Consider the following 20,387-nt stretch of genomic DNA (forward strand, 5'->3'; position numbering starts at 1 on the left):
CGGCGCGCGGTTGTCAGGTCCCGGCGTGGTTTGCGGAGTGACGGGCAGTCACCTCAAACCGACATGCGCTTACCCCGAATCGCTCCTGGCCTGGCCGCGCGCTCCTTGCGCGGCGCGCTCGCGACCGCCCTCCTGGGCGCCGCCACGTTCACCGTCCGCGCCCAATCCACCGGCGCGGCCGCGACTCCGACCGCCGCTCCCGAAGCGGAGGAGGTGGTCACGCTCGCGGAGTTTCAGGTGGTCGAGTCCAACCAGCGCGATGCGTGGTTCGCCTCGCAGGCGATGAGCGGCAGCCGCGCCGCCGCCTCCGTGCTCGAGCTGCCTTACCAGGTACAGGTGCTCACCCAGGAGTTCCTGCGTGACTTCCAGCTCACCTCGCTGGCGGAGCAGCTCTCCTTCTTTCCCGCGTACGCGAGCTCCTCGGACCAGGCCGACATGGTCAGCGGCAGCTTCGCCGGCGGCCGCACCTTGCGCGGCTTTGACCAGACGATCACCCGCGACGGCTTCCGCAGCACGCCGCCGCCCACGATGGCGAACACGGCGCAGGTCGAGGTGATCAAGGGCCCGATGTCCACGCTGTACGGCGACGCCTCGCCCGGCGGCCTCATCAACTACATCTCGAAACGCCCCACGGTGCGGCCGCGCGCCAGCGTGAGCCTCACCGCCGGCTCGTACGGCTATTTCCGCAGCGAGGTAAACGCGAGCGGCCCCCTCTATCGCGACAAGCTCTTCTACCTCGTGACGATGGAGCACTACTACCGGCGGGGCAGCATGGACTACACGTACGCCCGCAACGCGGACTACGTGGCGAGCCTGCTGTATCGTCCGACCAAGGACACGAGTCTCACGGTCTCCTACGAACTCGTGCGGCTGATCGGCTCCCGCGGCGCCTCGGTGCCGAGCCTCGTGCTCAATCCGACGCCCACGAGCACCCGCCCGGGGCTGTCCTGGTCGGGCGGCGTGGTGGCGGGCCTGGACTGGGAGCTCGCGCGGGCGCGGTACAGCCGCATGGGGCCGAATGAGCACTACGACCGCAATTACGACGGCCTCAACGTGGTGCTGGAGCACGCGTTCAGCCGCAACTGGAAGCAGCGCGTCGCCTATCAGGGCCAGTGGAAGAGCTTCAACCAGAACTACCGCACCAGCTCCAACGTCTCGTCGGTGACGCGCCGCATGAACGACGTACGACCGAACCGGCGCATCCAGGATATCGACAGCCCGAAGGCGTTTCAGTCGGACCTCCGCGGCCAGTTCAACACCGGCCCCATCCCGCACGTCCTGCTCATCACCGCCGATTATGCACGCGTGGAGCAGATGGACCGCCAGATGCGGCTCAGCAACCAGCAGGTGCGCGACTTGCTGCCGGATTCGTACCGCTATCCCAACCCGTACGACCAGGACTGGTCCACGGTGATCGACTACGACGTGCTCGGCACGGTGGGCTCGAAGGACGACGAGGTTGTGACTTCGCGCGGCGCCTCGGTGAGCGACCGCGTGGCGCTGGCCGATGGCAAGGTGCTGCTGATGGCAAACGCGCGGCGCGACGAGGAAAGCTTCGCGATCGACACCAGCACGAGCACCACGCCCAATTTCATCCACGGCAAGGACGCGGCGAACACCTACAGCTACGGCGGCAACTGGAAGATCCTGGATGACCGCCTGATCGCCTTTGCCAACCGGAGCACGTCGTTCAACACCAACGTCACCATCGACCGGAACACCGGCACCACGATTCCCAACGAGCGCGGGCGCGGCTGGGAGTTCGGCTTCAAGTCGCTGGCCTTCGAGCGGCGGCTGGGGTTCACGATCTCGGGCTTCGAGATCGAGAAGACGAACATTGGCCAGAAGAACCCGGATTTCGTGCTCGGCGAGACCATGCCGGAGTTCCTGGGGACCGGCCGCGAGCGCGTGCGCGGGGTCGATGGCGACGTGACTTGGAAGATCCGTGACGGGTGGACGCTGATGGCGGGCGGCGCGTACATGGATGCCCGCGTGGTGGACTCCACGACCGCGGCGCTGACGGGCACGCGCAAGACCCTGATTCCGCGGCACACGGCGACGCTGGCGACGAAGTACAAGCCCGCCGGCAAGTGGAAGGGCCTCAGCATGGGCGCGTCCTTCCGGTATCTCGGCAGCTTTGTGCGCGCGAACGCGACCAGCACCCGGCTCTACGAGGAAGGCGACGCCCGCCACACCTATGGCGTGTTCCTTGGCTACACCTGGCAGAAGCTGCGGCTGCGCCCGGCGCTCCAGGTGAACTGCAACAACCTGTTCGACGAGTTCTACGTGGGGCCGGACAACACCGTCGGCATGGGCCGCCAGATCAACGTGACCTTCAGCCTGTCGCCACGATGAGCGGTCCCGCCGCCGAGTTCTCCCGGTTTCCGCAGGGTGGCGTTGCCCGCCGCGCGGCGGCGCCACGCCGGCCGGGGAAAGGAGGCGCGTGATGCAACCTTCACGGCGGCGGTGGCTGATCCTCGGACTGATCCTGGGCGCGATCGTCCTCAACTACATCGACCGGCAGATTCTCTCGATCCTGAAGCCGACGCTGAAGGCGGAGTTCGGCTTCGATGATCGCGGGTACGCGATGCTGGCAAACGTGTTCACGGTCGGCTACGCGCTGATGTATCCCGTCGCGGGCTGGCTGGTGGATCGCTTCGGTGCGCGGAGCGTGATGCTGCTCGGCATCGTGAGCTGGTCGACGGCGTGCCTCGGCGCGGGCCTCACGCGCTCGCTCGGGGCGTTCACCTTTTTCCGCGGCATGCTCGGGCTGAGCGAACCCACGGCCTTCCCGGCGCAGTTGCGGGTGGTGACAATGTGGTTTCCCGGCGCGCTGCGGGCGACGGCCAACAGCCTGTGCGTGGCGGGTGGCTCGTTGGGCGCCCTGATCGCGCCGCCGCTGGTGGCGGGGCTCGCGCTCAGCTGGGGCTGGCATGCGGCGTTCATTGTCCCAGCCACGCTCGGCCTGGTGATCGCGGTGCTTTGGTCGTTCGTTTACCGCGATCCGCCGGCGGACCAGGTGATCGAGGGCCAGACGCTGGCGCAGCGGATTCAGGGCCCGGCGTTCACCTGGCCGCAGCTCTGGCGCACGCGCACGCTGTGGGGCATCCTGCTCATCCGGTTCATCAGCGATCCCGTGTGGTATTTCTGCCTGTTCTGGCTGCCGGGCTACCTGCAGGAGAACTCGGGCCTGACGCTCGCGCAGATCGGCATGGTGGGATGGATTCCGTTTCTCGTCGCCGACCTCGGCGGCATCGGTACGGCGATGTGGTCCGACCGCATGGTACGCAATGGCGCGGCGCCGTTGCGCGCCCGCAAGGTCATGCTCGTCACCACGGCCTGCTTCGCGCCGATCTGCGGTCTCACGCCGCTGCTGCCGCACGTCGCGGTCACCCTCGTCATCTTCAGCATCGTGGGCGCGGTGTGCCTGAGCTGGCTCTTCAGCCTCAGCGTCGTGATCGCCGAGGCGTTCCCGACACGGAACGTCGCGAGCGTGCTGGGCATCGCGGGCGGCTGCGGTGCCGCCGGCGCGGTGGTGTTCAATACCTTCGTCGGCGACATGATGGTGCGCTTCGGCCCGGGCCGCGTGTTCGCGGTGATGGCGGTGCTGCATCCCATCGCCGCGGTGCTCCTGTGGACGATGACACGCCCGGAGAAGCCGCCGGCGGCCAGCCTTTCACCCCAAGCTGTATGCGCTTCCTGAATATGAATCTTTTCCGACCCCTGGCCGGGCTCATGGCGCTGGCCGCATTGACCGGGACGCTCGCGGCGGCGACTCCGCCGCGAGCCGTCCTCCTGATCTCCCTCGATGGCCTGCGGCCGGATTACATCCTCCAGGCGGACCAGCACGGGCTGAAAATCCCGCACCTGCGGGCGCTGGCGCGGACCGGGACCTACGCGACCGGCGTGAGGGGCGTGCTGCCAACCTCCACCTACCCGAGCCACGCCAGCCTGATCACGGGCACGGCGCCGGCGACGCACGGCATCGTGAACAACCACCCCTTCGGCCGCGAGGTCCCGGGGCTGGACCTCTGGTACTACTATGCGTGGGACCTGAAGGTGCCGACGCTCTGGGACGTCGCGGCGGCGGCGGGCTACCGCGTGGCCAACGTGAGCTGGCCGGTGACGGTTGGCGCCACGGCGATTCACGCCAATATTCCCGAGTTCGCCCTCTCGCGCAGCGACGAGGACCTGAACCTCACGCGCGGCGCGGCGACGCCGGGCCTGGTCGCGGAGCTCGCGGGCAAGGCGGGCCCGTACATCACCGACAACCATGACGCGGTGCCGCGGGATTGGGCGCGGACGCGCTACGGCGTGGAGCTGATCCGGCAGAAGCAGGCGCGTTTCCTGGGCGTGCACCTCGCGGCGACCGACCACTTCCAGCACCGCAACGGGCCGTTCGCGCCGGTGGTCTGCGCCGCGCTCGAGGAGATCGACACCATGGTCGGGCAACTGGTGGCGGCGATGCGGGAAATCGATCCGCGGGCGGTGGTGTGCGTCGTCTCAGACCACGGCTTCGCGCCGGTGGACAATCAACTGTTTCTCGACGCCGCCTTCGTGAAGGCCGGTTTCGTCACGCTGAAGGCGCCGGCCAAGACGATCGAGGACGGCCAGGTGAAGGAGTGGATCGCGCGCCCGTGGACGAACAGCGGGTCGGCCGCGATTGTGCTGAAGGACCCGCGGGATGCCGCGGCCCGCGCGCGCGTGGCGGAGTTCCTGGCGCGACTGGCGGCGGATCCGGCGAATGGCATCGCCGCCATTCTCGATGAGGCGACGCTGCGCCGGATGGGCGGGGCGCCGAACGCCCAGTTTTGGGTCGACCTGAAGCCCGGCTACGGCCTCAGCGCCGTGCTGGGCGACAAGACCGTGGCGCCGGTCAGCCGACGGGGGACGCACGGCCACGCGCCGCTGCACCCGGAGCTCTATTCGACCTTCGTGATCGCCGGCGACGGCATCACCGCGGGGCGCGACCTCGGGATCATCGACATCCGCAGCATTGCGCCCACGCTGGCGCGGCTGATGGGCACGACGATGCCGACGGCGGAAGCGCCGGCGATCGACCTTTCCCTCTCAACCCGATGACTTCGATGTCCGCTCCGGAAATCACCTCCATTCACGAACCGGCCCGCACCGTGCCGGTTCGCGCGCATTACGACGTGCTGGTCGTCGGCGGCGGTCCCGCCGGGCTGACCGCCGCGCTCGCGGCCGCGGAGGATGGCTTGAACGTGGGGCTCGTGGAGAGCCGCAGTTTCGTCGGCGGAAACATGACGATCGGCCTGCCGATCCTCGGCTTCCTCGGCCAGAAGAAGAACCAGATCATCCAGGGCCTGCCCCAGAAGTTCATCGACCGCCTGCGTGCGGTGAACGGCGCGAGCGAGCACCGTTGGTGCCCGCTGCACATGGGCATCACGCTGGTCGAGCCCGAGGCCGTGAAGACGGTCGCGCTGCAGATGCTCGTCGAGGCGAAGGTCGACGTGACGTTCTACGCCATGTGCGTCGGCGTGGTGAAGGACGGGGATCGGATCGGCGGGATCATCGTCGAGAGCAAGAGCGGCCGTGAGGCCCTGCTCGGCCGGGTGGTCATTGACTGCACCGGCGACGCCGATGTGGCCTATCGCGCGGGCGTGCCGTGCGAGAAGGGCAACGCCAAGGGGGGCATGCAGCCGCCCACGCTGATGTTCAGCCTCTCCGGGGTGGACACGGAGGAGCTGCGGCATGCGATCGCCGAGCAGCCTCGGACCTATCTCACCGATTTCATCCCCGCGGACTATTTCGGGCAGAACCACCAGTTCATCGTGGTGGGGCTGCGCGAACTGATGGCGAAGGCGCGCGCCGAGCGCGGCTTCAAGATTCCGAACGAGCGCACCATCATCATCACCGGCCTGCGCCCGGGCGAGGCATGGATCAACATGACCCGCGTCGCTGGCGTCGATGGCACGGACGCGCGGAGTCTCACCAACGGTGAAATCGAGGCGCGGGCCCAGATCGCCGACATCGTGCAGTATCTCAAGGAGTATGTTCCCGGCTTTGCCCGTTCGAGCTTCACGCGCTCGGCGCCATTTCTCGGCATTCGGGAAACGCGTCGCATCGTCGGCGCGTACGTCATGACGCAGGAGGACATCCTGAGCTGCCGCCGCTTCGATGATGCCATCGCCGTGGCGAGCTACCCGGTGGACATTCATCGACCGGGCGACGAGGGTTGCACGCTGCAGTGGAGCGGTGACTGTTACGACGTGCCCTACCGCTCGCTTGTGCCGCAGCGCGTGCAGAACCTGCTGGTCGCCGGTCGCTCGATCTCGACCACGCACGAGGCGATGGCGGCGATCCGGGTGATGTCGACTTGCATGGCAATGGGTGAAGCGGCCGGGCGGGCGGCGAAGCTGGCCATCCGGGGAGGGGTGACTCCGGCGCAGGTCGATGTGGCGCGACTCCGCCAGGAACTCCGCGACCGCGGCGCGTATCTCCGCTGAGGCAGTTTTGGCCGCGTCCTTCGCCCTGGTCGGGTGGAAGGTGCGCGGCGACGGCACGGTTTGAATAGGCCGCTCCGGCCAGTTGGTTGCTTGAAACCTTTGCGCCCTTCCGTTCGTCGGGAAGCCGGTCGCGTTCTCCGACCGGCGCCGGTGCCGGGGAAGGCGGCTCCATTTTCCCATCCATTCATGTCGAAGTCGTACCTCGGATCCTGGGTCCTCGTTGTCCTGCTGCTCGTCGGTTACGTCGCGCCGCTCGCCGCCAAGCCGGCGTCGTTCCTGCCGCCGGAAGCGGCGCGGGTGCTCGATCAGATCCCGGCGCCGCCGGCGGATGACTCGATCGCGGGCCGCGCGGATCTCGAGACCCTGCTGCAGGTGCAGAAGGACCGGACGCCGGCGCAGGTGGCGCGGGCGGACAAGGTGGCCGAACATTCGCCGATGGAGATGGGGCTCGACGTGTTCGGCGCCTGGTTCACGGAGGAGAACCTGCCGCAGACGGCCGCGATCCTGAAGCAGGTGCGCAAGGAGTGTCATCCGCTGCTGACCGCGGCGAAGGAGCGCTGGCTGCGGGTTCGGCCTTTCAACCGCGATGCGCGGATCAAGCCCTGTGTGAAGCTGCCGAGCGGCACGTCGTACCCGAGCGGCCATTCGTCTTCGGCGGCGATCTGGTCGGTCGTTTTCAGCGCGGCCTTTCCGGAGCGGGCGGCGGAGTTCGATGCGGCGACGCGCGAAACCATGTGGTGCCGCGTGCTGGGCGGGGTGCATTACCCGAGCGATACGCAGGCGGGCTATGTGCTTGGGACCGAGATCGGGCGCCAGTTGCTCACCACGCCTGCTATGCAGCGCGCGATCGCCACGATGCGCGCGGAGGTGCAGGCCTTCGCGGCGAAGCATCCGCAGGGGGCGTCGGGCGCCGCCGTGGAAACCCCTTTGACAAGCCACTGAGGCCCGAGAAAGTGCCGGGATGGCTCAGCATGACCCTTCCCAGACAGCCCATCTCCGCGTCCAGTTGACGCTAGCCGGCGGGCGGCGCGGCGCCACGAGCCGGCATGGAAGCTTCCAGGGCAACCTCCGGGTGGGCATCAACCAGTTCCTGGCCGAGATTCATCCGGAAGAGCCGCTGATGCCCGGTGGCCACGCGGTGCACTGCGCCGTGTACTTCGCGGATCCGGCCGCGGCGATGACCCACTTCCCGGCTGGCGCGAACTTCGAGATCTGGGACGGTGGGCGCGTGGGCTACGGGATGGTCCTGGCCGTGCAGCGCTGAGGCGCCGGTTGGTTCAGGCGTAGCGATCCTCGGTCCAGGGGTCCGCGGTGTTGGAGTAGCCGCGCACTTCCCAGAAGCCGAGTTTGTCCTCCGCGAGGAAAGTGATGCCGTTGACGAACTTGGCGCCCTTCCAGGCATAGAGCTTGGGAATGATCACGCGCGCCGGCCCGCCGTGTTCGCGGGTGATGGGCTGGCCCTCGAAGGAGGTGGCGACGAGCACGTCGTCATCGAGGCACTGCTCGAGCGCGACGTTGGTCGAGTAGCCATCGTAGGAAGTGAAGTACACGAACCGGGCCTCGGGCTTCGGCCGCACGAGTTCGTAGAGCGTGGTGAATGCGACGCCGCCCCAGCGGCAGTCGTACTTGCTCCAGGTGGTCACGCAGTGGAAGTCGCTGATGTCCTCCACCTGGGGCAGCGCATGGAACTGCGCCCAGGAGAGATCGGTGGGCGCATCGACGAGCCCGTCGAGCTTCAGCCTCCATTGGTCGAGCGCGATGTCCGGCTGCACCCCGAGATCGAGCACGGGAAAGCCAGTCGTGAGTTTCTGGCCGGGCGGGAGCCGCTCGGCGGAGGCGACAGCGTGGGCACGAACACCGCGGGCCTTCTGCTTCTCGGCCCACTTCTGCTTCGCTTCGATGTAGCGCTCTTTCGACATGGGTCGGGGAAGCTACGAGCAACCGCCGAAGGCACAAGTGGCAATCCGCCACGGCTCACCGGGCTCCCTCTGCGGGAGGTTCTGGACGCGGTCGCGGCGCGGCCGGCCCAAAAAAAGGCACCGGCGCAGCCCCACAAGCTGCGCCGGTGCTACTACTAACTTACTGTTCCCACACGCGGTCACTCTAGCGGATTTTTTGCCGGCGCTCCTGTTCCCGATTGCCAAAACGTGCGCGCTTTTTGCCCTTTTTGGCCATCACCAGCGTTTTGTTGGCCCCCGCCGGGGCGAACGTATCCACGTCACGGAGGGGCAGTTCAGTGGCGGTTGGGGCCGTTTTGCCCTGCCGCTAGGGGGTTTGGGCTGTGAGACTTGAGGTAAATGCCGGCCCCGCCGCGGCCCGGGAAAGTCGCTCGCCAGCGACGCGTGACTTCACTCAGTCTCCCGGCGTGAGCGACGAACGTCCACCGGATCCACAGCCGATCGATCTCGCGCCCCTCTGCGCGGAGACCGCGCTGCGGCTGCTGCAGCACGGCGCGGAGAGTGCGTTGGTCGAGTCGCTGAGCCGGCGCGTGGGCGAAGCGCTCGGGGCCGAACGCGTGGAGATCGCGCTGATGGCGAACGCGGCGACGGTGACCGTGCGCATTCGGGGGCGCAGCAAGACCACGGTCCGCCGGAATCTGGACCGCGGTATCAACATGCAGATGGTGATGGACGTCCAACGACTCGTCCTCGACGTCGAGGCGGGGAAGCTCGACCGCGCGACGTACCGCACGCGGTTGCTGGCGCTGGCGCCGCGGCATCATCCGCGCTGGCTCGTGGCGCTCATGGTCGGACTCTCGTGCGCGTGCTTCGCGCGGTTGAACCACGCCGACTGGATGGCGTGTGGGCTTGTCGCCGTGGCGGGCTCGGTCGCCATGGGCGTGCGCCAGCTGCTGGCCCACCTGCATTTCAACCCGGTGATTGTGTTTGCCGTCACGGCGTTCGTGGCCACCTCGCTGACGGTCGTCGGTTTCCGTTACGATCTCAGCGCGACACCCCGCGCGGCCATGGCCGCGAGCGTGCTCCTGCTCGTGCCCGGGTATCCGCTGATCAACTCCGTGTCGGACATGCTGAAGGGCTACATGAACACCGGCATCTCGCGGGGCATGTATGCGTTGCTGCTGTCGGCGGCGACCTGCACGGGAATCCTGTCCGCCATGACTGTATGGCGGGTGTGGGGGTGGCTGCCATGAGCTGGATCGAAGTCGTGCAGGACATGCTGCTCGCGGCGGTGCCCGCGCTCGGGTTTGCGCTCATGTTCAACGTGCCGACGGGCGTGCTGGTGAACTGCGCGCTGCTGGGCGCCGGCGGCCACGCCCTGCAGCAGTTGCTCGTGCACCACGGCGTGCCCATCGAGGTCGCGACGCTGATTGCCGCCTCGCTGATCAGCTTTGTCGGCGTGTGGCGGGCGCAGCGGCTGCGGGCTCATCCCAAGGTTTTCACGGTGGCGGCGGTGATCCCGATGATTCCCGGCGTCCCCCTCTTCACGGCGCTGATCACGCTCCAGCAGATCTACCAGAAGGGGGCGACGCCCGAGTTGGTGGCGCAGACGCTGAACTCCGGGCTGCGGGCGTTCGTGATCGTGGCCGCGCTGGCCGTGGGGCTGGCGATGCCGGGGCTGGTCTACTTCCGCCGCCGCCCCGTGGTGTGAGCGCGGCCCGCGGGGTCGTTTGCGAATGCCGCGGATCTCAGTAGAGGTGCGCGGCAAAATCCAACCCGCACCCACCATGATCCTCTCCCCCCGTATCCGCCTCGGCTTCGCCGCCGCCGTCCTGACCGCGCTCTCGCCCTTGGCGCTGGCCCAGCATGATCACATGCATGGTGCCAAACCGCCGGTGCCCGCGGGCGCGAGCGCCATCGCGGTGCTCGTCCCCGGCAGCGGGAGCCAGGTGACCGGCACCGTCAAGTTCACCCAGGTGGCAGACGGCGTGCGCGTCGAAGCGGACGTGCAGGGACTGACGCCCGGTGCCCACGGCTTTCACGTGCATGAGAAGGGCGACCTGTCGAAACCCGACCTGACCTCCGCGGGCGGCCACTTCAATCCCGAGGGCCACCCGCACGCCGCGCGGACTGCGACCGAGCGCCATGCCGGCGATCTCGGCAACCTCGAGGCGGGGCCGGACGGCCACGCGCTCGTCGACTTTGTCGACCCCAAGCTGCAGCTGACCGGGCCGCATGCGATCATCGGCCGCGCGGTGATCATTCACGCCAAGGCGGACGACCTGAAATCGCAGCCGACGGGCGACGCGGGTGGCCGCGTGGCCGGGGGCGTGATCGGGCTGGTCAGCGAGAAGTAGGCGCGCGGTCCACTAGGCCGCCGCGTCCGGCTCCGCCGGCGTCTGGGCATCAACGACCAGGGCGGTGACCATGTCGGAGCCGACGTTGGTCATTGTCCGAGTCATGTCCAGGATCCGGTCGGCGCCGAGGACGATGCCGATGCCCTCCGGCGGGATGCCGAAAGTGGCGAGGAGTCCGGCGATCAGCGGCAGCGAGCCGCCGGGAATCCCGGCGACGGCGACGGCGCTCAGGACGGAGAGCAGCAGCAGCGTGACCTGCTGGAAGAAGGAGAGATCGACGCCGAAGACCTGGGCGACGAAGAGCACGACGCAGCCCTCGTAAAGGGCAGTGCCGCTCATGTTCATCGTCGTGCCCAGCGGCAGGACAAAACCGGCGACGCTTGGCTTGAGCTTGAGGGTGTCGCGCGCGCATTCGAGGGCGGCGGGCAGGGTGGCGTTGCTGGAACTGGTGGAGAAGGCGGTCACCAGGATCGTGCGGATGTCGGAGAAGAACTGGCGGGGCGAACGCCGCGCCCAGAGCCGGATCCACAGCGACATCGTGCCGAAAAGGTGGAGCAGCATCACGGCGACGCAGCCGAGCACGAAGGTCCCCAGGGCGAAGAGGATGTCGACGCCGATCTTCACGATCACGCTGTAGATCATCGCCGGCACGGCGTAGGGGGCGAGGCGGAGCGCGAAGTCGACAATGCCGGTCATCAGTTCCGACACCAGTTCCAGCCCCTCCTGCAGTCGCCGCCGCTTTTCCCGCGCGAGCTTGGTGCCGGCGGCGCCGACGAGGATGGCAAACAGGATAAGCGGCAGGACGTCCCCGATGGTGGCCTTCGACTGCCCGACCACGGCGCCGAGCAGGTTCCGTGGCATGAACATCTCCACCAGCGTGGCGAACGAGAGCGAGGGGTTGCTGCTGCCGGTGGCGATGTGCTTCTGCGCGGCGCCGCCGAATTCGTGCAGTAGGCGTTCCTTCGCGGCGGGCTCGAGGTAGTCGCCGGGCTGGACGAGATTCATCATCAGCAGCCCGAGCCCCACGCCGATGGCCATGTTGAGGAAGAAGAGGAGGAACGTGCGGCCGGCGAGCGGGCCGAGCCGATCGAGGCGGCCGAGCTGGACGACGCCGGTCGCGAGCGACGCGAACACCAGCGGGATCACCACGAAGAAGAGCAGGCGCAGGAACACCTGGCCGAGCGGGTCGAGCACGGTGGTCGAGAACGTGCGCGCGTGCAGCAGCAGGGGGGGCGCGAAGCGGCCGGCGATCAGGGTGGCGATTCCGGCGGCGACGCCGATCGCGAGCCCGAGAAGGATGCGGTTGGCGAGGGGGCGGTTGGACTCAGCCATGGGCGCGCAAGGTGGCGGGCGGGTCGCGCCTTGTCGAGGATCGGCGGGACGGGGTGGTGCGCCGCATGCCGGCCCGGACGGGCCGCGGCGCTATTTTGCCACGGCCGAGACCATTTCCCGAATGGTGGCCGGCAGGCGGGGCAGGTCGGCGGGCGTGGCCACTTCGGCCGGGCTCCGGGCCCAACCAGCGGCGCTCGGCCACACGCCGCGGACGAGGAAATTCTCCTGGACGGCCGCCATGCCGCTGATCTGGAGATAGTCCTTCTGCTCCTTCTCGTCGCGTTTCCAGCTGAGCTGGTCCGCGGGCAGCGGGGTGATGCGGCCGCTGGAAAGGTAGGCGAGGGCATTGAGGGTGACGAACGGACGGGCGTCGGCGAGCTTGGTGGCGGGCCGGGGCGACTCGCCGTTGAGGTAGCGGAAGTACGCGAGATGGTTCTCGGTCAGCGGGTCGAACGGCTCCGGCTGCATGCGTTCGGTGCGGCCATCGTTCCAGCGAATCTCGACCTGGCCGCCGACCGAGTAGCGGAGGGTGGCCTTGTCGCAGACGATGAGCTCGGTCTGCCCGCTCGGCCCGGAGCAGGCGTGAGAGGTGGCGAACCGGAGCGTGATGCCGTCGACGGTGTCGGCCTCGACGAAGAACGTGTCGGCGCCCTCGATCGCATGGCCGCGGTAAAGTTCGGCGCGCACCGCGGCGATCTGCGCCCAGCTGTAGAGGTCGCCGGTGCCGGTCCAGAACAGCAGATTGTGCACGAACGCGGCCATGCCGTTGCCAAAGCAGGAATCCAGGACGAGCCGGTCGCCGAGCATCAGCCGGCCGGCCCAGGCATTGCGGGCGAAGTAGCCGGCGGGGCGGGGCCAGAGGGCGCAGAGGGTGGCGCCGCGGATGGCGCCGAATTCGCCGGCGAGCAGCCGGGTTTTCAGCGCCAGCCGCGATTGCTCGATGATGAAGTTGAAGCCGACGAGGGAGGACTTTCGCGCGCGGGCATCCGCGGCGACCATGCGTTCGAACTCGGCGTGATCGAGGGTCGGCGGCTTTTCGACGTAGGCGGGCAGGCCGTACGCGACGGCGGCGAGATGCATCTCCGCGTGCAGCTGGATCGGCGTCGGGATCACGACCTCGTCGAGCCGGTGCTGGCAGGCGTGCAGCATGGCGCGGTAGTCGTTGTACACCTCGACGCCGCGGGCGGCGAAGCGCCAGTTCTGCTGCTCGGCGGCGAAGGCGGCGGGATTCGGGTCGCAGGTGCAGATCAGCTTGGCGAGCCCGCGTTCCTCCAGACGGGCGATGGCCTGGTGATGCGAGCCGGCGAAGCCGCCCATGCCGATGATGCCGATGCGAATCGGGGTCTTCACATCATCTTCAGCTTCGGCAAATCCTGGCTGTCGACCAGCCCCACGGGCTGGCCCCGCCCGTTGATCGCGATCAGGTCGTCGATCTTGTACGCCTCGAAGACCCGGAGGGCCTCGACCGCCAGCGCAGTCTCGGCGATCACCTTCGGGTTGCGCGTCATGAATGTGGCCACGGGCTGGCGGAGAAAATCGGGACCGGTCAGCGCGCTGCGACGGAAGTCGCCGTCGGTGAGGATGCCGGTGAGTTTGCCGGTGCGCGGCGCCACGAGCGCGATGCTCCCGCTCTTGGCCTTCGTCATCGCCAGGATCGCGTCTTGGGTGCTCACCGTCTCGAGGGCGACCGGCAGACGCTCGCCGGTGCGCATGATGTCCTTCACGCGCAACAGGAGGACGCGGCCGAGGTTGCCAGCCGGGTGGTAGCGGGCGAAGTCGTCGCGGGTGAAGCCGCGCGCCTCGAGTAGCACCATCGCGAGCGCGTCGCCGAGCGCGAGCGCCGCCGTGGTGCTGGCGGTGGGCGCGAGCTTGAGCGGGCAGGCCTCGCGTGGCACGCGGAAGATGAGTTGCAGATCGGCGCCGCGGGCGAGCTCGGAATCGGCCACGCTCGTGAAGGCGACGACGCGGATCCCGAAGCGCTTCAGGATCGGCAGCAGCCGGAGGACCTCCTCCGAGGTGCCGCTGTTGCTCAGCAGGAACGCGAGATCGCCCTCCGCCACGAGGCCAAGGTCGCCATGCAGCGCCTGGGTTGCGTCGAGAAAGCAGGAGGAGATGCCGGTGCTGTTGAACGTGGCGGCAATCTTCTGCGCGATGGGCGCGTTCTTGCCGACGCCGCTGAAGATCAGTTTGCCGCCCTGCGCGCGGGTCTCCTCGACGGCGCGGGCCGTGGCGGCGAATCCCTCACCGAGGCCCCGCGCCGTCGCGTTGAGCGCGGCGGTCTCGATGCGAATGCAGGCGCGCGCGCGAGCGATGGCGGTTTTCGTGGAAAGGGCCATTTAGGGTTTGAGTCGTCGGCTGGGAGGTTGCGGAATTTAGGCCGAACGAGGGTTCATTCAATCCCTTTCCTGTTGATGTCGCTTCGACGCAATTTTCTCGGGTTGGCCGCCGCCGCGGCGCTGCTCCTGGCCTCGGGCTGCGGGCGCAGCGGGAGCGTGGCCATGCCGGACGAACGTTCGGAGCCGCTGTATCAGCAGGCGCAGAGTTTCAAGAACCAGGGCCGCAACGGCGAGGCGCTGAACGCGTTCCTCAAGGTGGTCGACCGGCGCGGCGAAAACGGCGCGCCACTTTCCCACCTCTCCGCCGGCGAGCTGTACCTCAACTGGGCGCAGGACCCGGTCGAGGCTTATCATCACTTCGGCAAGTTCCTCCAGCTCGAGCCCAACGGCGCGCGGGCGGACGTCGTGCGCGGCCAGCGCGATGCGGCGATGCGCGCGATCGCGCGGCTGGTCCTGCGCGCGCAGGGCGGCGACCAGCCGGTGCAGTTGCAGGGCAGCGAGGACGTCGAGCGTCTGCGGCGCAAGGTGCAGGAGCTCGAGGCCGAGCTGCAGACGCTGCGCGGTGCCTCCAGCGTGCCGATGCTGCGGCCGCCGCCCCTGATTGCCGTGGGCGAGAACGCCGAGGTGCCAACGACCGAGGTCGAACCGCCGGTCGTGACCGCCGCGCCGGCCGCAGCCGACGAATCGCCTTTCACCCGCGGGTTGACGGCGCCGGTTCCGGTCGTGACGCCGGCGAATCCGCCGGCCACCGGCCGCCCGGCGGCGACGACCGCGCGGACGCCGACGCCGACCGCGCCGTCGCGCACGTACACCGAGCGTACGGCCACGACGCCCACCCGGCCCGGCGCGCCGACGCGCCCGGGAGCGACGGGCGGCCGCGCCCATACCGTGGGCGGGGGAGACAAGTCACTTTGGAGCATCGCCCGGCAGTACTACGGTTCGCGCGTCACCGCCGCCCAGGTGCGCGGCATCTATGATGCGAATCGCGACGTGATGCGCAGCGAGAGCGATCTGCGGGCCGGAATGGTCCTCCGGATTCCGTAGCCCGGGACCGGCGCCAGCGCCGCGCCGTCCTGCGGTTGCGCCCGACGGACCCCCGGAGAATCACGGGCGGGTCGATCCGGGGAATTCAACGCGGACGGCGTCCACTTCGGCGGAAACATCCGCCGCGCCCAGCGCACAGTGGGGGCATGAACCGAACCCTCTCGATTGCCCTGCTCGTCATCGGCTGCGCGCTGATCATCTACGGCGTCAGCGCTTCGACGTCGTTTAGTTCCGACGTCTCCCGTTTCTTCACCGGCAATCCCACCGACCGCTCGATCTGGCTGCTCATTGGCGGCGTCGTGGCGGCGATCGTCGGGATCGGCGGCATGATTCGCGGCGGCACCCCGCACAACCACTAAACCGCGTTCCCTATGCTCTCCTACGCACTGCTTTTCCTCATCGTCGCCATCATCGCCGGCGTGCTCGGCTTCGGGTTCATCGCGGGCACGGCCGCGATGGTCGCGAAGGTCCTGTTTGTCGTATTCCTCGTCCTCTTCCTGTTCTCGCTGCTCGGCGGCGGCCGGAGTCGAAAACTGTAGGGCGGGCGCTGATACCTGCGCCGCAGTACGCGCGGCCGGTCCGGCGGCCCACCCGTCCCGGCCGTCAACCCACGCGGGCCAGGCAGGCGTCGAGGACGCTCACGATGAAGTCGGCGTCATCGGCTGTGAGGCACAACGGCGGCGTGATGCGCAGCGTATTGCTCCGCAGCCCGGCCTTGCCCAGCAGGAGCCCGTGCTCGCGGGCGAGCTCGAACACCTCGAGACAGGCCTCGGGCGCCGGCTCCTTCGTGGCGCGATCCTTCACCAGCTCGATCCCGAGCAGGAGGCCGAGCCCGCGGACGTCACCGACGCGCGGGTATTTCGCGGCCAGGCCGACCAGGCCGGCCTTGAGCCGGGCACCGACGCGCAGCGCGTTTTCCTGCAGCCGCTCGCGCGCGATGACCTCGAGCACGGCGCGCCCCGCGGCGCACGCGACGGGATTGCCGCCGAACGTGTTGAAATGGTGCCGCTGCGTGAGCGCCTGCGCGATCTGCGGCGTGGTGACGACCGCCCCGAGCGTCACGCCATTGCCGATGCCCTTGGCCAGCGTGACGATGTCGGGGATGACGCCCTGCGTCTCGAAGCCCCAGAAATGCGTGCCCGTGCGGCCGAAGCCGGCCTGGACCTCGTCCGCGATGCAGAGCCCGCCGGCGGCGCGCACGTGCGCGTAGGCATGGCGGAGGTAGCCCTCGGGAAACACGACGGCACCGCCGACACCCTGGATGGACTCCGCGATGAAGCCGGCGACGCGACCGGAGGTGGCGTACTGCAGCAGGTCGGCGACATCGGCGGCGTACTTTCGGCCCGCCTCGGGATCGTCCTTGCCGTAAGGGCCGCGGTAGAGGTCGGGCAGCTGCGCGTGCTGGGCGCCGAAGGAGTGCGGCACGTTGAACTTCCACGTCTGGTGGGACGTGAGGCTCATGGTCGACTGGCTCCCGCCGTGGTAGCCATTGCGCAGCGCGATCATGTCGTAGTTGCCCGTGTAGGCGCGGGCCATCAGCACGGCGAGGTCGTTGGCCTCGGAGCCCGAGTTGACGAAGTACACCACCTTGAGATCGCCGGGGAAGCGCGCCGCGAGGTCCCGGGCGTAGAGCGCGACGTTCGGATGCAGGTAGATCGTGGTCGTGTGCTGGAGCCGCTCGTTCTGGGCGTTCACGGCGGCGACGACGTGCGGATGACAGTGGCCCACGCTGATGGAGACGATGCCGCCCAGGGCATCGAGGTAACGCCGGCCGGTTTCGTCGAACAGCCACTGCCCATGGCCCTCCACGATCATCAGCGGACGACGGTAGTAATGAAACAGCGCCGGGCTGAGGTGACGCTGCCGCACCTCCAGCACCTCGGCCGCGCCGGGGCCCGTGTAGGGCTGTGGCTGGTACGGGCAGGGCGGGAGCGGAATCGGCTTCATGGCGCCCGTTGTAGCGCGCGGGCGGGCGCGGGCACAGCGAAATCCCGGCGGCGCCGCTGGCCGCGGAGATGCGTACTGTACCCGTTTTTTGGTGCAGCCGGGTTGGGCGTTGCCCGACGCCGGTTCTTGGATACCAAGGAGCGACTCAGTTCGGATCATGATTTTCCCTAACCGGCGCCCGCTTTCCCCTGCCTCAATCGGTCGGCCGACGTGGAGAGTGTCGTCCACGCCGGCCGCGAAGGGTCGCGCATGAACGCGGTCCGCTGGATGAGCCCCGTGCTGGGGCAGATCTTGCGCGACGAATGGAAATTCGCCGCGGGCGTCGTGTTGCTCCTTACTGGCGCCTACCTGCAGATCCGCCTCGGAGATCGGATCATGCGCGCGGAGGAGGAAGTGAAGGACCGGCGGCTGACGGAGGATGTCGCCAAGGCTCGCCTGCGCTGGCGGAAGCTCGCCGGCCCGGTCGTGATGCTGCTCGGCGCGGTGGACTTCGCGCTGCTGTTTTGGGACTGAGTGCCTCCGGGCGGGGAGAATGGGCGGGCCCGCAGGGAGGTGTTTACCTACCGGCGCGGCGCTTGCCAACGGTGGCGGCGGCGCGAGCGATGCTGTTGCTACCGAGTTTGCAGGAGCGGGGTGCCACAGGATCATCTGATCCCACAAAAGTGGGCACTGCGGCCCTGCTCTTTTTCCAAAATGGCGTAGCCATTTTGCTCAGCAGCCTGCGGACGAGGTCCGCAGGCTGCTTAGAACCACTTCTTCTTCTTCAGGTACATGACCATCAGGATCGTCGCGATCAGGGTGAAGGCGACGGCGCCGATATAGCCGTACGGCGAGTGCAGCTCGGGCATGTGCTCGAAGTTCATGCCGTACCAGCCGCCGACAATCGTCACCGGCAGCGAGATGGCGGTGAGGGCGGTCAGGAACTTGATGCCGGCGTTCGACTCGAACGCGGCCTTGTTGAGGTAGATGTCGAACGCCATCAACAGGCGTTCGTGGTAGCTGGCGGAGGTTTCCTCGAGCCGGACGAGGTTGTCGCGCAGGTCGCGGAAGTACGGGAGCAGCTTCGGCCGGATGAGTTTGCTGTCCCCGCGCGCGAGGCGGTCGATGACGTCGCGTTGCGGCCGGACGATGGCGCGCAGGCGGTTGAAGTCGCCGCGCACGTGGAGCAGTTCGCCGACGAGGGCCTCATGGGCGGATTCGCGGGCGAGGACGTGTTCCTCGATCTCCTCGAGTTCGCCGCGCAGCTCGTCGAGCACCGGGCCGTAGTTGTCGATGATGAGATCCATCAACGCATGGGCGATGCGGTCGGGGCCACGCGGGCCCGGCCCGACGGCCTTGAGCGTGCGGTCGGCGAGGGTGGAAACGGAGCGCAGCGGCTGGACGTGGTAGGTGACGAGAAATTCGCGGCCGAGGAAGACATCGAGCTCGGTGGTGTTAAACTTCTCGGTCCGGGTGAAATCGACCGCGTGGGTGACGATGAAAAGGTAATCCTCGTAGTCCTCGACCTTGGGCAGCGAATCGGGCGCGACGCAGTCCTCGATGGCCAGCGGGTGAAACTGGAAGACGCCGTCGAGGATGGACTTCGTCTCCTCGGGCGTGGGGTTTTCGAGATCCACCCACAGGACGAGGCCCCGGTCGGCGCGCACCAGGCGCAGCGCCTCGAGTTCCAGGTCCTGGCCGACGAGCTTGCCGTCGCTGAAGATGAACGAGCGGATCATCGCTGAATGGGTAACCGGGCAGAAGCTGCCGTGAACGGGCCGGTCGCGCCAAGCTCCAAATCGGCGCGGACGGGGCGGGCGCGCGGGCTTACAGCCCGAGGCGCGTTTCGATCGCGCTGACCGCGTCGATGAACTCCTGCGGCGTGGCGGCGTTCAGGAGGGCCTGGCGATCGGCGGGATCGCGCAGCAGCTTGCAGAGCGCGCTGACCACCGCGAGGTAATCGCCGGGCTTGGTCTTCGGCGTGCCGAGCATGAAAAAGAGCCGGACGGTCTCGCCGTTGGCCTCGAAAGGAATCCCGGATTCGCTCCGTCCCACGGCCATGACGATCTTCTTCACGTGCTCGGTGCGGGCGTGCGGGAGGGCGACGCCGTTGCCGAGGCTCGTGGTGTCGAGCCGGTCGCGCGCGAGCAGCTCGTCGTAGAACCCGCGGTGGTTGGCCACATCGGGATGTCCCTCGAGGACACTCGCGATCTCGTGCAGCGCGGCCGTGCGCTTCGTGCTCTCAAGTCGGAGCAGGATTCGGGCGGGATCGAGGAGAGTGGTGATCTTGCCGGCCATGAGAACGTCGAGAGCAGAACGTTGAACGAATCCCGGCGAAAGCAAAAAAGCGCGCGGCGCGGCGCGGAATTCGCATTGCCGGCGTCCGGCGTCCCCGCTGAGTTGCAGGCATGAAACCAGGCTTTCGGCTGATCGTGCTGTTCCTCGTGGCGACGGTGGCGGGCTACGCGGCGGAGGACAGTTTCTCCCACTTGCTCCCGGCGGAGAGCTTCGCGGCGGCGGGGCTGGGCAAACTCTCCGCGGCCGAGCTCGCGCGGCTGGACGCGCTGGTGCAGCAGTACAAATCGGGTGCGCTGGCGGCCGCGCAGCGGGAACTCGAGGCGGCGCAAGCCCGGGCGGCCGAGGCGCGCCAGGCCCAGGCCGACGCCGAGGCGCGGGCGGCGGCGGCGCAGGCCCAGGCTCAAGCCCAGGCCGCCCAGAAGGCCGAGGGGGAGAAGAAGCCCGGCCTGATCGAGCGCGCCAAGGTGCTGTTGCGGCCCGGCACGCAGATCGAGTACACGACGCTGGAGAGCCGGCTCGCGACGGAGTTCCTCGGCTGGCGGCGGAACACGATCTTCACGCTGGAAAACGGCCAGCGCTGGCGGGTGACCGGCGATACGACCTACGTGACCCCGCCGATGCCGGCGCCGAACGTGAAGATTGTCCCGGGGGCGCTGGGCACGTTCTGGATCGTGATCGAAGGCGTGCGGCAGCGCGCGCGCGTCGAGCCGGTCGACGCCAAGTGAG

At 68.4% G+C, this 20,387-nt stretch carries 21 protein-coding genes; 14 read left to right on the forward strand and 7 right to left on the reverse strand.

The window, feature by feature from the left end; genetic code table 11:
* Window positions 1–63 precede the first annotated feature (63 nt).
* The 6 genes from DB354_RS17710 to DB354_RS17735 all read left to right on the forward strand — a co-directional run bounded on the left by DB354_RS17710 (window position 64) and on the right by DB354_RS17735 (window position 7,734).
* Window positions 64–2,355, forward strand: coding sequence for a TonB-dependent receptor plug domain-containing protein (locus tag DB354_RS17710; RefSeq protein ID WP_158277597.1), 2,292 nt, complete (start codon window positions 64–66; stop codon window positions 2,353–2,355).
* A gap of 91 nt (window positions 2,356–2,446) precedes the next feature.
* A complete protein-coding gene (locus tag DB354_RS17715; RefSeq protein WP_107836961.1) occupies window positions 2,447–3,703 on the forward strand; it encodes an MFS transporter in 1,257 nt (418 codons plus the stop codon).
* A 2-nt stretch (window positions 3,704–3,705) separates the two neighbouring features.
* Complete coding sequence (locus DB354_RS17720; protein WP_158277598.1) at window positions 3,706–5,082, forward strand: ectonucleotide pyrophosphatase/phosphodiesterase; 1,377 nt, start codon at window positions 3,706–3,708, stop codon at window positions 5,080–5,082.
* Window positions 5,083–5,087: 5 nt separating this feature from the next.
* Window positions 5,088–6,470 carry an FAD-dependent oxidoreductase gene (locus DB354_RS17725; protein ID WP_107837097.1) on the forward strand — a complete coding sequence of 461 codons (1,383 nt, stop codon included), beginning with the start codon at window positions 5,088–5,090 and terminating at the stop codon, window positions 6,468–6,470.
* Window positions 6,471–6,656: 186 nt separating this feature from the next.
* Window positions 6,657–7,412 (forward strand): phosphatase PAP2 family protein, encoded by a 756-nt coding sequence (locus tag DB354_RS17730; RefSeq protein ID WP_107836963.1) that lies wholly within the window; start codon window positions 6,657–6,659, stop codon window positions 7,410–7,412.
* A 19-nt stretch (window positions 7,413–7,431) separates the two neighbouring features.
* A complete protein-coding gene (locus tag DB354_RS17735) occupies window positions 7,432–7,734 on the forward strand; it encodes a hypothetical protein (protein WP_146180311.1) in 303 nt (100 codons plus the stop codon).
* 13 nt (window positions 7,735–7,747) lie between these two features.
* On the opposite strand, the gene DB354_RS17740 is transcribed toward DB354_RS17735, so the two are convergent.
* The gene (locus tag DB354_RS17740; protein WP_107836965.1) at window positions 7,748–8,389 is read right to left on the reverse strand and encodes a sulfite oxidase-like oxidoreductase; all 642 of its coding nucleotides are present in this window, start codon (window positions 8,387–8,389) and stop codon (window positions 7,748–7,750) included.
* A gap of 446 nt (window positions 8,390–8,835) precedes the next feature.
* Here DB354_RS17740 and DB354_RS17745 point away from each other — a divergent pair, with 446 nt between their 5' ends.
* The 3 genes from DB354_RS17745 (at window position 8,836) to DB354_RS17755 (ending at window position 10,725) form a co-directional block, all read left to right on the forward strand.
* A complete protein-coding gene (locus DB354_RS17745) occupies window positions 8,836–9,621 on the forward strand; it encodes a threonine/serine exporter family protein (protein ID WP_107836966.1) in 786 nt (261 codons plus the stop codon).
* Window positions 9,618–10,079 (forward strand): threonine/serine exporter family protein, encoded by a 462-nt coding sequence (locus tag DB354_RS17750; RefSeq protein WP_107837098.1) that lies wholly within the window; start codon window positions 9,618–9,620, stop codon window positions 10,077–10,079. The genes DB354_RS17745 and DB354_RS17750 overlap by 4 nt, the downstream gene beginning before the upstream one ends.
* 76 nt (window positions 10,080–10,155) lie before the next feature.
* Window positions 10,156–10,725 carry a superoxide dismutase family protein gene (locus DB354_RS17755; RefSeq protein ID WP_199226881.1) on the forward strand — a complete coding sequence of 190 codons (570 nt, stop codon included), beginning with the start codon at window positions 10,156–10,158 and terminating at the stop codon, window positions 10,723–10,725.
* Between the two features lie 12 nt (window positions 10,726–10,737).
* On the opposite strand, the gene DB354_RS17760 is transcribed toward DB354_RS17755, so the two are convergent.
* The 3 genes from DB354_RS17760 to DB354_RS17770 form a co-directional block, all read right to left on the reverse strand.
* Window positions 10,738–12,057, reverse strand: coding sequence for a dicarboxylate/amino acid:cation symporter (locus DB354_RS17760; protein ID WP_107836967.1), 1,320 nt, complete (start codon window positions 12,055–12,057; stop codon window positions 10,738–10,740).
* A 90-nt stretch (window positions 12,058–12,147) separates the two neighbouring features.
* Window positions 12,148–13,407: a Gfo/Idh/MocA family oxidoreductase gene (locus DB354_RS17765; RefSeq protein ID WP_233256680.1), complete on the reverse strand. Its 1,260-nt coding sequence runs from the start codon at window positions 13,405–13,407 to the stop codon at window positions 12,148–12,150.
* Window positions 13,404–14,393 carry a KpsF/GutQ family sugar-phosphate isomerase gene (locus tag DB354_RS17770; RefSeq protein ID WP_107836968.1) on the reverse strand — a complete coding sequence of 330 codons (990 nt, stop codon included), beginning with the start codon at window positions 14,391–14,393 and terminating at the stop codon, window positions 13,404–13,406. The genes DB354_RS17765 and DB354_RS17770 overlap by 4 nt, the downstream gene beginning before the upstream one ends.
* Window positions 14,394–14,468: 75 nt before the next feature.
* Here DB354_RS17770 and DB354_RS17775 point away from each other — a divergent pair, with 75 nt between their 5' ends.
* From DB354_RS17775 to DB354_RS17785, 3 genes are all read left to right on the forward strand, one after another.
* On the forward strand, window positions 14,469–15,437 hold the full coding sequence (locus tag DB354_RS17775; RefSeq protein ID WP_107836969.1) for a LysM peptidoglycan-binding domain-containing protein: 969 nt from the start codon (window positions 14,469–14,471) through the stop codon (window positions 15,435–15,437).
* A gap of 146 nt (window positions 15,438–15,583) precedes the next feature.
* The gene (locus DB354_RS17780; protein ID WP_107836970.1) at window positions 15,584–15,796 is read left to right on the forward strand and encodes a DUF3185 family protein; all 213 of its coding nucleotides are present in this window, start codon (window positions 15,584–15,586) and stop codon (window positions 15,794–15,796) included.
* Between the two features lie 12 nt (window positions 15,797–15,808).
* Window positions 15,809–15,976 carry a DUF1328 family protein gene (locus DB354_RS17785; RefSeq protein WP_107836971.1) on the forward strand — a complete coding sequence of 56 codons (168 nt, stop codon included), beginning with the start codon at window positions 15,809–15,811 and terminating at the stop codon, window positions 15,974–15,976.
* 64 nt (window positions 15,977–16,040) lie between these two features.
* On the opposite strand, the gene DB354_RS17790 is transcribed toward DB354_RS17785, so the two are convergent.
* Window positions 16,041–17,384 carry an aminotransferase class III-fold pyridoxal phosphate-dependent enzyme gene (locus DB354_RS17790; RefSeq protein ID WP_107836972.1) on the reverse strand — a complete coding sequence of 448 codons (1,344 nt, stop codon included), beginning with the start codon at window positions 17,382–17,384 and terminating at the stop codon, window positions 16,041–16,043.
* Window positions 17,385–17,633: 249 nt separating this feature from the next.
* Here DB354_RS17790 and DB354_RS17795 point away from each other — a divergent pair, with 249 nt between their 5' ends.
* Window positions 17,634–17,897 (forward strand): hypothetical protein, encoded by a 264-nt coding sequence (locus DB354_RS17795; RefSeq protein ID WP_146180312.1) that lies wholly within the window; start codon window positions 17,634–17,636, stop codon window positions 17,895–17,897.
* Between the two features lie 230 nt (window positions 17,898–18,127).
* Here the strand turns inward: DB354_RS17795 and corA are convergent, their stop codons facing one another.
* Window positions 18,128–19,102 (reverse strand): magnesium/cobalt transporter CorA, encoded by a 975-nt coding sequence (corA, locus tag DB354_RS17800; RefSeq protein WP_107836974.1) that lies wholly within the window; start codon window positions 19,100–19,102, stop codon window positions 18,128–18,130.
* An 88-nt stretch (window positions 19,103–19,190) separates the two neighbouring features.
* A complete protein-coding gene (locus DB354_RS17805; protein WP_107836975.1) occupies window positions 19,191–19,661 on the reverse strand; it encodes a PTS sugar transporter subunit IIA in 471 nt (156 codons plus the stop codon).
* Between the two features lie 110 nt (window positions 19,662–19,771).
* Here DB354_RS17805 and DB354_RS17810 point away from each other — a divergent pair, with 110 nt between their 5' ends.
* The gene (locus tag DB354_RS17810) at window positions 19,772–20,386 is read left to right on the forward strand and encodes a hypothetical protein (protein WP_107836976.1); all 615 of its coding nucleotides are present in this window, start codon (window positions 19,772–19,774) and stop codon (window positions 20,384–20,386) included.
* Window position 20,387: the final 1 nt, after the last annotated feature.

This window comes from Opitutus sp. ER46, from assembly GCF_003054705.1.
GTDB lineage: Bacteria > Verrucomicrobiota > Verrucomicrobiia > Opitutales > Opitutaceae > ER46.

Coding starts and splice junctions, on each gene's coding strand:
- DB354_RS17710 (WP_158277597.1), top strand. CDS start 64: ATGCGCTTACCCCGAATCGCTCCTGGCCTGGCCGCGCGCTCCTTGCGC.
- DB354_RS17715 (WP_107836961.1), top strand. CDS start 2,447: ATGCAACCTTCACGGCGGCGGTGGCTGATCCTCGGACTGATCCTGGGC.
- DB354_RS17720 (WP_158277598.1), top strand. CDS start 3,706: ATGAATCTTTTCCGACCCCTGGCCGGGCTCATGGCGCTGGCCGCATTG.
- DB354_RS17725 (WP_107837097.1), top strand. CDS start 5,088: ATGTCCGCTCCGGAAATCACCTCCATTCACGAACCGGCCCGCACCGTG.
- DB354_RS17730 (WP_107836963.1), top strand. CDS start 6,657: ATGTCGAAGTCGTACCTCGGATCCTGGGTCCTCGTTGTCCTGCTGCTC.
- DB354_RS17735 (WP_146180311.1), top strand. CDS start 7,432: ATGGCTCAGCATGACCCTTCCCAGACAGCCCATCTCCGCGTCCAGTTG.
- DB354_RS17740 (WP_107836965.1), bottom strand. CDS start 8,389: ATGTCGAAAGAGCGCTACATCGAAGCGAAGCAGAAGTGGGCCGAGAAG.
- DB354_RS17750 (WP_107837098.1), top strand. CDS start 9,618: ATGAGCTGGATCGAAGTCGTGCAGGACATGCTGCTCGCGGCGGTGCCC.
- DB354_RS17755 (WP_199226881.1), top strand. CDS start 10,156: ATGATCCTCTCCCCCCGTATCCGCCTCGGCTTCGCCGCCGCCGTCCTG.
- DB354_RS17760 (WP_107836967.1), bottom strand. CDS start 12,057: ATGGCTGAGTCCAACCGCCCCCTCGCCAACCGCATCCTTCTCGGGCTC.
- DB354_RS17770 (WP_107836968.1), bottom strand. CDS start 14,393: ATGGCCCTTTCCACGAAAACCGCCATCGCTCGCGCGCGCGCCTGCATT.
- DB354_RS17775 (WP_107836969.1), top strand. CDS start 14,469: ATGTCGCTTCGACGCAATTTTCTCGGGTTGGCCGCCGCCGCGGCGCTG.
- DB354_RS17780 (WP_107836970.1), top strand. CDS start 15,584: ATGAACCGAACCCTCTCGATTGCCCTGCTCGTCATCGGCTGCGCGCTG.
- DB354_RS17785 (WP_107836971.1), top strand. CDS start 15,809: ATGCTCTCCTACGCACTGCTTTTCCTCATCGTCGCCATCATCGCCGGC.
- DB354_RS17790 (WP_107836972.1), bottom strand. CDS start 17,384: ATGAAGCCGATTCCGCTCCCGCCCTGCCCGTACCAGCCACAGCCCTAC.
- DB354_RS17795 (WP_146180312.1), top strand. CDS start 17,634: ATGAACGCGGTCCGCTGGATGAGCCCCGTGCTGGGGCAGATCTTGCGC.
- corA (WP_107836974.1), bottom strand. CDS start 19,102: ATGATCCGCTCGTTCATCTTCAGCGACGGCAAGCTCGTCGGCCAGGAC.
- DB354_RS17805 (WP_107836975.1), bottom strand. CDS start 19,661: ATGGCCGGCAAGATCACCACTCTCCTCGATCCCGCCCGAATCCTGCTC.
- DB354_RS17810 (WP_107836976.1), top strand. CDS start 19,772: ATGAAACCAGGCTTTCGGCTGATCGTGCTGTTCCTCGTGGCGACGGTG.